At 66.6% G+C, this 11,988-nt stretch carries 10 protein-coding genes, 1 tRNA gene and 1 pseudogene; 4 read left to right on the plus strand and 8 right to left on the minus strand.

What is annotated here, in order from left to right; genetic code table 11:
- Window positions 1-320 precede the first annotated feature (320 nt).
- The 5 genes from ftsH to ptsP all read right to left on the minus strand — a co-directional run bounded on the left by ftsH (window position 321) and on the right by ptsP (window position 8,112).
- Window positions 321-2,288: an ATP-dependent zinc metalloprotease FtsH gene (gene ftsH / locus GGQ89_RS05410; protein ID WP_184104749.1), complete on the minus strand. Its 1,968-nt coding sequence runs from the start codon at window positions 2,286-2,288 to the stop codon at window positions 321-323.
- Between the two features lie 222 nt (window positions 2,289-2,510).
- Window positions 2,511-3,503: a tRNA lysidine(34) synthetase TilS gene (gene tilS, locus GGQ89_RS05415; RefSeq protein ID WP_184104751.1), complete on the minus strand. Its 993-nt coding sequence runs from the start codon at window positions 3,501-3,503 to the stop codon at window positions 2,511-2,513.
- Window positions 3,504-3,778: 275 nt separating this feature from the next.
- A complete protein-coding gene (locus GGQ89_RS05420; RefSeq protein ID WP_184104753.1) occupies window positions 3,779-4,708 on the minus strand; it encodes a tol-pal system YbgF family protein in 930 nt (309 codons plus the stop codon).
- 88 nt (window positions 4,709-4,796) lie between these two features.
- Entirely contained in the window at window positions 4,797-5,747 is a 951-nt protein-coding gene (locus GGQ89_RS05425) for a helix-turn-helix domain-containing protein (RefSeq protein WP_240456541.1), read from the minus strand.
- A gap of 91 nt (window positions 5,748-5,838) precedes the next feature.
- A complete protein-coding gene (gene ptsP / locus GGQ89_RS05430; protein WP_076718379.1) occupies window positions 5,839-8,112 on the minus strand; it encodes a phosphoenolpyruvate--protein phosphotransferase in 2,274 nt (757 codons plus the stop codon).
- A 177-nt stretch (window positions 8,113-8,289) separates the two neighbouring features.
- Between ptsP and GGQ89_RS05435 the strand changes: the two genes are divergently transcribed.
- Window positions 8,290-8,805, plus strand: a complete 516-nt coding sequence (locus GGQ89_RS05435; RefSeq protein WP_083706700.1) for a DUF4142 domain-containing protein — start codon at window positions 8,290-8,292, stop codon at window positions 8,803-8,805.
- Window positions 8,806-9,002: 197 nt separating this feature from the next.
- On the opposite strand, the gene GGQ89_RS05440 is transcribed toward GGQ89_RS05435, so the two are convergent.
- From GGQ89_RS05440 to dapB, 3 genes are all read right to left on the minus strand, one after another.
- Window positions 9,003-9,079, minus strand: a tRNA-Arg gene (locus GGQ89_RS05440).
- A 46-nt stretch (window positions 9,080-9,125) separates the two neighbouring features.
- Window positions 9,126-9,794, minus strand: coding sequence for an endonuclease III (gene nth, locus GGQ89_RS05445; RefSeq protein WP_184104756.1), 669 nt, complete (start codon window positions 9,792-9,794; stop codon window positions 9,126-9,128).
- Window positions 9,795-9,799: 5 nt separating this feature from the next.
- A complete protein-coding gene (gene dapB, locus GGQ89_RS05450; protein WP_184104758.1) occupies window positions 9,800-10,528 on the minus strand; it encodes a 4-hydroxy-tetrahydrodipicolinate reductase in 729 nt (242 codons plus the stop codon).
- Between the two features lie 228 nt (window positions 10,529-10,756).
- Between dapB and GGQ89_RS05455 the strand changes: the two genes are divergently transcribed.
- The 3 genes and pseudogenes from GGQ89_RS05455 to GGQ89_RS05465 all read left to right on the plus strand — a co-directional run bounded on the left by GGQ89_RS05455 (window position 10,757) and on the right by GGQ89_RS05465 (window position 11,985).
- Entirely contained in the window at window positions 10,757-11,407 is a 651-nt protein-coding gene (locus GGQ89_RS05455) for a hypothetical protein (protein ID WP_240456540.1), read from the plus strand.
- A 16-nt stretch (window positions 11,408-11,423) separates the two neighbouring features.
- Window positions 11,424-11,534, plus strand: a pseudogene (locus GGQ89_RS05460) (NAD-dependent protein deacylase); the annotation flags it as partial.
- 58 nt (window positions 11,535-11,592) lie between these two features.
- Window positions 11,593-11,985 carry a hypothetical protein gene (locus GGQ89_RS05465; protein WP_184104760.1) on the plus strand — a complete coding sequence of 131 codons (393 nt, stop codon included), beginning with the start codon at window positions 11,593-11,595 and terminating at the stop codon, window positions 11,983-11,985.
- The last annotated feature ends 3 nt before the right edge of the window (window positions 11,986-11,988 follow it).

Here is an 11,988-nt window from a genome sequence, read left to right on the forward strand (position 1 = left end):
ACCAGGCCATCCACTAAGCAACCCTGATCCATCGCAAACGCCCCCCCAACTCGCGATAATCAATCACCTGCGCAGGTCTTTTGCAACGATCCCCTTCAGGGGAGGGGCCGGGGGTGGGGCGCTTCCGCAAGCCCGGCGTTCGTGGAAAGGCCCCACCCCAACCCCTCCCCTGAAGGGGAGGGGCTCGCGTCGACCTGATAGGTTGCCGCCTGCTTTTGCCCCCGTCAGCCCGAGCGAAGTCGAAGGCCACGGGACAACGCCCAAAACAAAAAGGCCGCCCCCTCATCGGGGACGGCCCTTTCGTCAGCCTAGCGGGAAGATCACGCCCCCAGCGGGCTCGGCGAACCGAACGGCCCGCTGCCGCGCCGCGTCTTCGGGATCGAGGTCCCCGCCTTGGCGATCGGCATCGCCTTGGCCTTGGGGTCGTCGCGACCGATATCGTCGCCCGCGATCAGCTTCTTGATCTCGTCGCCCGACAGCGTCTCATATTCGAGCAGCGCACCGGCCAGCAGATGCAGCTGGTCGACACGCTCGGTCAGCACGTGCTTGGCGCGATGCAGGCCGCCCTCGACGATCGACTTGATCTCATCGTCGATCAGCTGCGCGGTCTGGTTGGACATACGCACCGGCTGGCTGGACGAATAGCCCAGGAAGCTTTCGCCTTCCGGTTGCGCGTACTCGACCGGGCCGACCTTGTCCGACATGCCCCACTTCGTGACCATGTCACGGGCCAGACCCGTGGCGTACTGGATGTCGCCGCTCGCGCCGCTCGACACCTTGTCATAGCCGAAGATGATTTCCTCGGCGACGCGGCCGCCCATGGCCACGGCCAGGTTCGCGTACATCTTGTCGCGGTGATAGCTGTACGAGTCGCGTTCCGGCAGGCGCATTACCATGCCCAGCGCGCGACCGCGCGGGATGATCGTCGCCTTGTGGATCGGGTCCGACGCCGGTTCGTGCAGCGCGATGACCGCATGGCCCGCCTCGTGATAGGCGGTCATCCGCTTCTCGTCCTCGGTCATGACCATGGAGCGGCGTTCCGCACCCATCATGACCTTGTCCTTGGCTTCCTCGAACTCGGCATTGGCGACCAGGCGCTTGCCCTTGCGCGCCGCCATCAGCGCGGCCTCGTTGACGAGATTGGCCAGATCCGCGCCCGAAAAGCCCGGCGTACCGCGCGCGATGACGCGGGCGTCGACGTCAGGGGCCAGCGGCACCTTCTTCATATGGACTTCGAGGATCTTCACGCGGCCGTCGATATCCGGGCGCGGCACGACGACCTGGCGATCGAAGCGACCCGGACGCAGCAGCGCGGGGTCGAGCACGTCGGGACGGTTGGTCGCGGCAATGATGATGATGCCTTCATTGGCCTCGAAACCATCCATCTCGACCAGCAACTGGTTCAGCGTCTGCTCGCGCTCGTCATTGCCATTACCCAGGCCCGCACCACGATGACGGCCGACCGCGTCGATCTCGTCGATGAAGACGATGCACGGTGCCGACTTCTTGGCCTGTTCGAACATGTCGCGCACGCGGCTGGCACCGACGCCGACGAACATCTCGACGAAATCCGAACCCGAAATGGTGAAGAAGGGCACGCCCGCCTCACCCGCAATGGCGCGAGCGAGCAGCGTCTTGCCCGTACCCGGCGAGCCGACCAGCAGCGCGCCCTTCGGGATCTTGCCGCCCAGACGGGCGAACTTCGATGGGTCCTTCAGGAACTCGACGATTTCCTGCAGCTCTTCGCGCGCTTCGTCGATGCCGGCCACATCGTCGAACGTTACCTTGCCTTCCTTCTGGGTCAGCATGCGGGCGCGGCTCTTGCCGAAGCCCATCGCGCCGCTGGCACCGCCGCCCTTCTGCATCTGGCGCAGAACGAAGAAGGCAATACCGATGAACAGCAGGAACGGTAGCGAATTATAGAGCATCAGCATCCAGATGGACGGCCCTTCCTCGGTCTTCGCCGTGAAGGTCACGCCCTTCTCGCGCAGACGCGGGATCAGCTGCGAGTCGGGCACCGGGGTGGTGCGGAACTTCTCGCCCGAGGACAGCGTGCCGGTGATCGACTCACGCGAGATGGTCGCGGTCTTCACCGTGCCCTCGTCCACCTTGTCCAGGAAGGTCGAATATTCGATCTGATTGCCGCTCTGCGCCGAGGAACCCGCGCCCGACAGGCTGACGAACAGGGCGAGCGCCATCAGGATGCCCACCCAGATCAACAGGCTCTTCATCCAGGGGTTGCCGCCCCCATTGGGATCGGGGCTCTGCTGCTTGTCGTTGTCGTTCATCGGTGCCGGATACCTTTCAGTGCCAAGATAGGCATGACGAGGTTAATGGCAATGGAACAAGACCGATCAATGTGATCGGGGTGGAAGCAATCCTCCCCAAGCTCTGCTTGGGGAGGGGGACCATGCGCAGCATGGTGGAGGGGCTAAGCGACCCAGGCCCCTCCACCACCGCTTCGCGGCGGTCCCCCTCCCCGCGCTTCGCGCAGGGAGGATCGTAAAACGTCAGCCCGTCTTCCTCGGGGGGGCCGGGCGGAAGCGCCAGACGCCGGAGCGGACGCTGGCGATCACTCCGGCCTGGGTCGCGCGACTGCCCTGCGACAGCGCTTCGAGCAGCTTTTCGATATTGCTGCCTTCGCTCCACGCCGGGCTTTCGATCCCGGCGGCGGCGCGGACCGTGCCGATCGCGCGGCGGGCCAGACGGCGGCCCAGCTCGCGTGGCAGATCGGCCGCCTGAATCCGGACATTATCGCCATCGATCTGCGCCCGGTCCTGCCACAGCCAGTCGACCGTCGCGCGAAGATCGGTATCCGCCTCGGCCAATTGCGCCGCCGCACGGGCCAACTGTGCCACGCCCAGCCACTCATGGCCGTCGAGCAATTGCCGAAAGCGCGTGCGGTCATGGCGCGGATCGTGATTGGCGGGGTCGTCGACGAACGGGGCCTCGGCGCGGCGAACGATCCGGCGCAACTCGGCGCGCCGCCAATCGAGCAGCGGGCGCAGCACGACCGCATCGGCGATCACCGTCCGCGCCCGCACGCCCGACAGGCCCGACAGCCCGGCCCCGCGCGCCGCGCGCATCAGGAAGGTTTCGGCCTGGTCGTCGGCATGATGCGCGGTCAGGATGGCCGCTGCCCCGATCGCACGCACCTGTGCGGCGAGCAGGGCATAGCGCACGTCGCGCGCCTGGGACTGGATGCTCGCCCCGGCGATCGGCGTTTCCGGGCGCAGGGCGTGATGCGGCACACCCAATTGGGCGCAGTGATCGGCGACCATCCGCACCTCGTCCGCCGCTTCGGGCCGCAGGCCATGATCGACCGTCGCGACCGCGATCCGCGCCGGAAAGGCCGCCGCCGCCAGCGTCAGCATCGCCATGCTGTCGGGCCCGCCGGACACCGCCAGCAACAGCGGCGCCGCATCGGCATGGGGATCGTGAAGAAGCGTCAGATCGGCGACAAAGCGCGCAATCTGATCGTCGGCCGTGGCATCGGTGGCCATGATGCTCTCAAAACTGGTCAGGGATGCGCGCGCTCTGGCCCTTCCGCCGCACCAGTGCAAGAGGTTTCGTGGCTCTGCGCATTCCTCGGCGAGAGCGGAATCACATCAGATGGACCCACCCCTCCCCTTCAGGGGAGGGGCCGGGGGTGGGGCGTATCGGCAAGCGCGGCGCTCGTGGAAAAGCCCCACCCCAACCCCTCCCCTGAAGGGGAGGGGCTCGCGTTGATTCAAGACGATGTCATCCTCCCCCTCAAAAGGGGAGGAATACATTTATACTACTGACACTTCGCCGCGCTGCGGCCGCTGGCGATCTGGCCCTTCATCGCGGCGGACAGCTTGGCGCCGTACACGTCGCTCAGTTCGTCATAGACCTTGCAGGCATCGGCCGCCTTGTTGAGCTTGGTCAGCGCCTGGCCGAGATAGAGCAGGCTGTCGGGCGCCCGCTCGCCGTCCGGGTATTTCTTGTAATTCTCATAAAAGGCCATCGACGCCAGGCTGGGCTTGCCGGAGTCGAGATAGGTACGCCCCAGCAGGTTCTGGGCGAAGCTGGCGCGGCGGCTCTTGGGATAGTCGGCGACCATCTTCTTCAGCGCGGCTTCCGCTTCCGGATAGCGCTTGGCCTGCCACAGGCGATAGCCATAGAGATAGGCGTCCTCCGCCGGATCGCCGGTCGAGGGCTTGTCGACTGCGGCCGCCGGGGTCGAGGTCGCGGTATCGCCGGTGACGACCGAGGCCGCCGCCGGGGTCTTGGTCGGGCGCGTCGATCCGCTGACGGCGGCTGGCGTGTCGAGCGGGGCGCTTTGCCCGGCCGGGGCGATCGGCGCAGGGCCGGATTCCAATGCCTTCAAGCGCGTTTCGGTGGCGCGCTTATAGGCGTCGAACTGATCCTGAAGCTGGCGGGTGCGATACCCGTTCTGCTCGATCTGGCCGGTCAGTCCGGCCATCTGCTCCTCCAGCGAGGTCACGCGGGAGGTCAGGTCGGACAGCGCGCTGGAGGCGGGAACGCCCGGCGCCTGGGCCTGGGTTTGCGGCGCGGTGATCTCGGGCTGGACATAGCCACCCGCGCCGTTCGGGAAGACCTTGCGCTGGACCGCGCGCATCTCGCTTTCCAGCTTGCCGACCCGGCCCTCGACATTGGATTGGGCGATGGCGGCGGTCGGCAGGATCATCACGGCCGCGACCCCGGCCAGCAACAGGTTACGCATCGGTTTCACCCCCCGGTGGGCTGATTATAAAAGGGACAGGGCCACCCTGCCCTGCCCCGGCTGTCTCCAGCCTGAAGATTTCCGCTTCTTACAGGTCCGCTGGTGCGGTGGTGGCGGGCGAAGGCGAGGGCGCGGGCGCCGTCAGGGCGTTGCCGCCGGTCTCGCCGCTCGCAGCACGGGTCGAACGGCGCTCCGTCCGCTCACGCAGCGGGGTACGCACGGTTGGCGTCGGCGCAGCGGCAGCGGCCGGAGCACCCGACAGCCGCGCGCCGATCGCCTCCGGATCGAGCCGTACGTCCTTGATCGCGCGCGAGCCGTCGCCCAGCGGCGGAATGGGCTTGCCGTCCAGGGTCACGCTCAGCTTGTCGGGGCGACCGACATTCAGCAGCGGCCCCTTGGCGGTGGCGGGCACCTCATAGCTTTCGCCGGGCTTCAGCGTGCCGATCTTCAGCGTGACATTGTCGGCGTCGTAGACGCGCAGCCACACCTCGCCATTGGCGGTCAGCACCACCTTGCCCGTCGTCACCGGCGTCGGGCTGGGGGCTGGCGTGGGTGCGGGCACGGACGCATTGGTCAGCGGGGTCGCGGCGGGCACCTCCTGTGCGGTGCGGTCGCGGCGGAACAGATCGGTGCCATACCACAGCCCCGCGATGACGAGCAGCGCCAGCGCCAGGCCGACACCGACGATCGCCAGCCCGCGCGACGGCACGCGCGCCGGATCGGCGATATCCTGGGGCACATATTCGGTGACGCGGCGGCCCAGCCTGTCGACATCGGCGCGCACGGCCTGCGCGATCGCGACCTCGTCCGCACCCACCGCCCGGGCATAGGCCTTGGCGAAGCCGACCGCATAGGTGGCCGACGGCAGGCTCTGATAATCGGATGCCTCGATCGCCGCGAGATGGCGGCTGGGGATGCGCGTGCGCGCACCGATATCGCCCAGCGATAGCCCCTGCGCCTCGCGCGCTGTGCGCAGGACGTCACCGGCGCGGGCAGGTGCCGCCGGTGCGGCATCGTGGCCGGGATTGACCTCGTCCATTCTCAACTCCGAAGCGACCATGGCCCACCCCATGATCGCGGTCGTTCTTTCAGACGGCTGGGATCAAGTCAACGCGAACCCCTGACCTGGATCAGGCCAATTCCACACCGTTCGTCGCAGCCCAGGCACCAAGCGCCCCGCGCATGTCACGCACGGGATGCGCGAGCAGCCGGGCCATCTCGGCGGTGATCGCGTCCCGGTCGAGCGAGCGGATCATCGCCTTCACCGGGCCGACCGCCGCCGGGGTGATCGACAGCCGGTCGATGCCCAGCCCGATCAGCGCCATCGCCTCCAGCGGACGCCCGCCCATCTCGCCGCAGACGCCGACCGGCACGCCCGCCTCACGCGCGGGACCGACCACCCGGCGCAGGAAGCGCAGGATCGACGGGCTGAGCCAATCATAGCGCTCGGCCAGCTTGGGGTTCGCGCGATCGGCGGCGAACAGGAACTGGGTCAGGTCGTTGGTGCCGATCGACAGGAAGTCGACATTGGGCAGGATCAGGTCGAGCTGTTCCGCCAGCGCGGGCACTTCCAACATCGCGCCGTAACGCACGTCGAGCGGCAGACGACGCCCGCGCGAGCCGAGCCAGGCCCGCTGCGCCTCGAACAGCGCCTTGGCCTCGTCGAACTCCCAGGCTTCGGAAACCATCGGGAACATCACGTTCAGGGTGCGCCCCGCCCCCGCCTCGATCAGCGCGCGCGCCTGCGCCTTCATCAGGCCGTCGCGCTCCAGCGCCAGGCGCAGCGCGCGCCAGCCCATGGCCGGGTTCTCCTCGTCGCCCGGATCAGTGTTGAGATAAGGGAGCGCCTTGTCGCCGCCGATATCGATGGTGCGGAACACGACCGGCCGGTCGCCCGCCGCCTCCATCACGTCGCGGTACAGGCGCTGCTGCCGCTCGCGCTGCGGCAGGGTGGCGGAGACCAGGAACTGAAACTCGGTGCGGAACAGGCCGATGCCGTCCGCCCCCGTCGTGTCGAGCGCGGCGGCGTCGTCGCGAAGCCCGGCATTGACCATCAGGGTGACACGGTGGCCGTCCTTGGTCACCGGCGGCACGTCGCGCAGCGCCGCAAAGGCCGCGCGGCGCTTCTGCCGCAGCTCCAGCTTGGCGTCGAACGCCTCCTCCATCGCCGACGAGGGCCGGACGAGCACGCTGCCCTCCGATACGTCGAGCAGCAACTGGTCGCCGTCCGCGATCTGGCGGCGCACGTCGCTGACCCGCCCCAGCACCGGCACGCCCATCGCCCGCGCGACGATGATGACATGGGCTGTCAGCGACCCTTCCTCCAGGATCACGCCCTTCAGCCGCCGCCGGTCATATTCCAGCAGCTCGGCCGGACCCAGGTTGCGCGCGATCAGGATCGTGTCCTGTCGCAGGCCCAGCTGCGCCGCCGTGCCCATCTGGCCCGACACGATGCGCAGCAGCCGGTTGGACAGGTCCTCCAGATCGTGCATCCGGTCGGCCAGCAACGGATCGTCGATCTGGCGCATCCGCTGGCGGGTGCGCTGCTGCACCCGTTCGATCGCCGCCTCGGCGGTCAGGCCGCTGTCGATCGCCTCGTTGATGCGGCGCGCCCAGCCCTCGTCATAGGCGAACATCTTGTAGGTCTCGATGACCTCGACATGCTCGCCCGCGACGCCGAACTCGGCCTCGCGCGCCATGCGGTCGATCTGTTCGCGCATCTTGTCGAACGCGGCATAGACGCGGCGGCGCTCGGCATCGATGTCCTCGGCGACCGTATGTTCGACAACGATGCGCGGCTGGTGATAGACGGCAAAGCCGCTGCCCATGCCCTCGACCAGCTTCTGGCCCGACAGCCGGATCGTCGCGGTCATCTGCGGCCGCGTGCCCGCCGCCCCCGCCGCGTCGATCAGCCCGGCATTGGCGATCAGCTCGGACAGGACCATCGCGACGGTCTGCAGCGCCTCGATCTCGACATCGGCATATTTGCGCGGTTCGCTATGCTGGACCGCCAGCACGCCCACCGCCCGCTCGCGCCGGATGATCGGCACGCCCGCAAAGCTGTGGAAACGATCCTCGCCGGTTTCGGGCTTGTAGGCGAAGTCGGGATGGCTCGCCGCTTCGTCCAGGTTCAGCACCTCGACATCCTCGGCGATGGTGCCCACCAGCCCCTCGCCCATCGCCAGCTTGGTGACGTGGACCGCCTCCTCGGCCAGACCACGCGTCGCGAACAGTTCCAGTACCCCTTCGCGCAGCAGATAGATGGAGCAGACCTCGCTGCCGATCGCCTCGCCGATGATCTGGACCACCTGATTCAGCTTGGCTTGGGCGGGGGTGCGCGACGCCATCACGTCGTGCAGACGAACGAGGATCTCGCGGGCGGATGCGGCGGCCGAAACGGGCATAGGCATAGGGCTAACAGACGGAATGCGGCGGTGTCATGCGCTAATATTGCACAGGCGTGCCTTTTGGTGGCGCAAGCGCCCCGACCAACACGTTGATCTGCATTATAGATCAATTATTTATGGGGAACAGCGGACCAAATGGCAGGTTGGCTCCCACGTTCGTCACGGGAGAGCATCATGCCCAAATTCCTATCCATTGCCCTTGTCCTGGGAATGGCCGCCGCGCCGGTCGCCGCACAGACTCCGCCGCCCCCGCCTCCGGCCGCCGCCAAGGCGCAAGCGGCCGCCTATGTGAAGGCGGCGGGCATGAGCGACCTGTACGAAATCACCTCCAGCAAATTGGCGCTGCAAAAGTCGCGCAACGACGATGTCCGGCGATTCGCGCAGATGATGATCGACCATCACACCCAGACGACCGCCGCCACGGTCCGTGCCGCCCGGCAGGACGGCCTGCCCCCGACCCCGCCCCGGCTCGGCGGAGCGCAAGCCTCTATCGGCGAGTTGCGCCGCGCCTCGGCCGACGCATTCGACCGGCTGTATATCGGCCAGCAGCTGCCCGCGCATCAGGCCGCGCTCGATCTGCATCAGAGCTTCGCCGCGAATGGCGACCGCCCGGCGTTGAAGGCCAGCGCGCAGGCCGCGGTGCCCATCGTCCAGCAGCATATCCAGATGCTGGAACAGATGCCGCGCTAAACCGACCTGCCAGCTGGGGGAAAGGTTGCGAGGCGTAGGCACTGACGGAGGGATGTCGCCATCAGCGGTGGCGCCCCTCCGTCAAGCTGCCGCCCGCCATGGCGCCTGCCGCCCCGACGACACACACCCACACCGCTATCGTTCGACCTGCAACAGCCAAGCCGTCGAGGGATCGAAGCATCGAAAATATGAGAGGATGGCGCACCCGACAGGATTCGAACCTGTGGCCTCTGCCTTCGGAGGGCAGCGCTCTATCCAGCTGAGCTACGGGTGCGTGGGCTGGCCGACTAGCATCGCGGGGCACCCCGCGCCAGCCCTTTTTATGCGGCGGCCGCTTTTCCGATCTTGGCGGCAGGGGCCGGGGTCTTGGGGCGATAGGCGCAGAGGTCCTCGACCGGGCAGCGCCAGCATTCGGGCCGCCGGGCCTTGCAGATATAACGGCCGTGCAGGATCAGCCAGTGATGCGCGTGGAGCCGGAACGGCGCGGGCGTGGCCTTGTCCAGCTTCAGTTCGACCGCCAGCACCGTCTTGCCCTTGGCCAGGCCGGTGCGGTTGCAGACACGGAAGATATGGGTGTCGACCGCGAAGGTCTCGTGCCCGAAGGCGGTGTTGAGCACGACATTGGCGGTCTTGCGCCCGACACCGGGCAGCCGCTCGAGCGCCGCGCGATCCTCGGGCACCTCTCCGCCATGATCGTCGACCAGCATCCGGGACAGGGCGATGACATTCTTCGCCTTGGTGTTGAACAGGCCGATCGTCTTGATGTGCTGTTTCAGCCCTTCCTCGCCCAGGTCGAGCATCTTCTGCGGCGTGTCGACCTCGGCGAACAGGGCACGTGTCGCCTTGTTGACGCCGATATCGGTGGCCTGCGCCGACAGGGCGACCGCGACAACCAGCGTATAGGGGTTGCGATATTCCAGCTCGGTCTCGGGATGCGGGTTCGCCTCCGCCAGCCGGTGGTAGAATTCGACGACGTCCGCCTTCTTCATGGCGCTTACAGCCCCAGCACGTCGCCCATGCGATAACGCCCCGGTGCCTGACCCGCGAGCCAAAGCGCCGCGCGCACGGCCCCGCGCGCGAAGATGGTGCGGTCCTGCGCGAAATGGCCCAGCGTCACCCGCTCGCCCTCGCCTGCGAAGATCACCTCATGGTCGCCGATCACCGAGCCGCCGCGCAAAGCCGCCAGGCCGATCGTCCCCTCGGTGCGCGCGCCGACCAGTCCGGCGCGGCCGTCGACGCGCAGCTCGGACAGCGGATGCCCCCGCCCCGCCGCCGCCGCCTCGCCCAGCAGCAGTGCGGTGCCCGACGGCGCGTCGACCTTGTGCCGATGGTGCATCTCGGTGATCTCGATATCCCAGTCGGTGCCCAGCCGCGCCGCCGCCTCGCGCACCAGATTGGCGAGCAGCGTGATGCCGAGCGAGGTGTTGCCGGTCTGAAGCACCGCGATCTCGGTCGCGGCGGCATCGATCTCGGCATGCTGCGCGGGCGACAGACCGGTGGTGCCGATCACGATGGGGGTGCGCGCCGCACGGGCGGCCGCCAGATGCACGTCCAGCGCCCCCGCTATCGAGAAGTCGACCAGCACATCGGCGGCCTTGGCCAGCGCGTCCGGGTCGTCACGCGAATCGCAGCCACCCGCCAGCGTTGCGCCCTCGCCCTCGATCAGGACCGCGATCGCCCGGCCCATGCGCCCGGCGCTGCCATAGATACCGATGGCGGTCATGCGGGGGGCTCCGAGGGATGAGAGGGAGGAGGTCGTCATGCCGTGTTCCTTTACACAGGTTGTAGCCGGAGGAAACCGGGGCTCAGACGTGCTCTCTAACTACCGGTACGCAGCTTCGAAGCATGGCTACAACGTCCGGGCTTTCGACGACTTCTTCGGCCATTCGCTCCATGTTAGAAAAATCGCCGGCGGGACCCGCCTTGCGCCGCCGTGTCGTCAGGAGACCGCATGATCGACCACCTCCGCCAATCCGGCCGCTTCTTTGCGATCATCTCCGCTATGCCATTTATGATGGGCTTCACGTCGGCTTGGCTGGCAGCGATCGGCTTTATCCTGTTCGTCTTCGGCTTGCCCGTGTTGATAGGCGTATTCGCAATCGGCGCAGCCGGCTATCTCGTTCAAGGCATACGCATCGCCCGACAGGCGAAATCTATGCGCGACCGTGCCATCGCGGCGCTTGCAGCACCCTTCATGATCGGCATGACCCTGGTCGTAGCGTGGCCATCGCTTGGTGCCGGAAACTTCATCGGCACCTGGACGCGGCTGATGGTCAATCGGGGTCATTATGAGGCCATCATAGAAAGGGCAAAACGCGGCCACCGCTCGCCAAGCACCGACTCATCCGCCGAGGTCGATGGGAGCATCGAATATGTCGTCGATGCCGGACCGCCGGTTCGGGTTGCCTTCAACCCCGAGGGTATGCTCGACAACTGGTCCGGAATCATCTTCGACCCAACGGGCGAAGTCATGCTGGCGAAAGGCTTTGACGGAAAGACCGGCAAGTTCGCGGCACCGGATCGCGTGACCAAATTGTTCGGTGGCGATCTTGTCGGATGCCGACACCTATGGGGCAACTATTATGATTGTTCTTTCACATGAACGCATTGATGATGCCATGATCGACCTCCAAAACATCGTCATCCTCACCGGCGCAGGCCTGTCCGCCGAGTCCGGTATCGCCACCTTTCGCGGGCCCGGCGGGCTATGGGAGGGGCACCGGGTCGAGGCTGGATGGGAGGCCGACAAATGATTATCGCGGCCATGAAGCAGAGTACGAGGGCCAGATGCGATCGGAGTTTGTAAAGAGCCTGCCTTACCTCATACACACGAATCTTGAGCTTGGCTTGATGCTGCGCGGCCTCAAACCGCTCGCCATGTTCGTGAGCGAGTATGAGCGTACGCCCGAGTGTCTCACACGCTACTTTCGAATGTTCGACCGTCATGTTGAAAGTGGACGCTTTGTGAAGCGTGAGCACGCCGTTGCCGCAGAGACATATCGCTTTTCCTACGTCTTGTATGCTCTGCCCGCTGAAGCATGGAGGATCGACCGGATGATCCGCCTGAAAGAGCTTCCCGGCCAATGGGGCTCAGATCGAGAGCGAGAGGAAGGACATCTGCTCGGCTATGAGGACTGGATGAACGATGTTTGGGCCGATCTCCGCATGAGAAAGACCTAGAAC

The sequence above is a fragment of the Sphingomonas yabuuchiae genome (genome assembly GCF_014199595.1).
GTDB classification, from domain to species: domain Bacteria; phylum Pseudomonadota; class Alphaproteobacteria; order Sphingomonadales; family Sphingomonadaceae; genus Sphingomonas; species Sphingomonas yabuuchiae.

Coding starts and splice junctions, on each gene's coding strand:
- ftsH (WP_184104749.1), bottom strand. CDS start 2,288: ATGAACGACAACGACAAGCAGCAGAGCCCCGATCCCAATGGGGGCGGC.
- tilS (WP_184104751.1), bottom strand. CDS start 3,503: ATGGCCACCGATGCCACGGCCGACGATCAGATTGCGCGCTTTGTCGCC.
- GGQ89_RS05420 (WP_184104753.1), bottom strand. CDS start 4,708: ATGCGTAACCTGTTGCTGGCCGGGGTCGCGGCCGTGATGATCCTGCCG.
- GGQ89_RS05425 (WP_240456541.1), bottom strand. CDS start 5,747: ATGGACGAGGTCAATCCCGGCCACGATGCCGCACCGGCGGCACCTGCC.
- ptsP (WP_076718379.1), bottom strand. CDS start 8,112: ATGCCCGTTTCGGCCGCCGCATCCGCCCGCGAGATCCTCGTTCGTCTG.
- GGQ89_RS05435 (WP_083706700.1), top strand. CDS start 8,290: ATGCCCAAATTCCTATCCATTGCCCTTGTCCTGGGAATGGCCGCCGCG.
- nth (WP_184104756.1), bottom strand. CDS start 9,794: ATGAAGAAGGCGGACGTCGTCGAATTCTACCACCGGCTGGCGGAGGCG.
- dapB (WP_184104758.1), bottom strand. CDS start 10,528: ATGACCGCCATCGGTATCTATGGCAGCGCCGGGCGCATGGGCCGGGCG.
- GGQ89_RS05455 (WP_240456540.1), top strand. CDS start 10,757: ATGATCGACCACCTCCGCCAATCCGGCCGCTTCTTTGCGATCATCTCC.
- GGQ89_RS05465 (WP_184104760.1), top strand. CDS start 11,593: ATGCGATCGGAGTTTGTAAAGAGCCTGCCTTACCTCATACACACGAAT.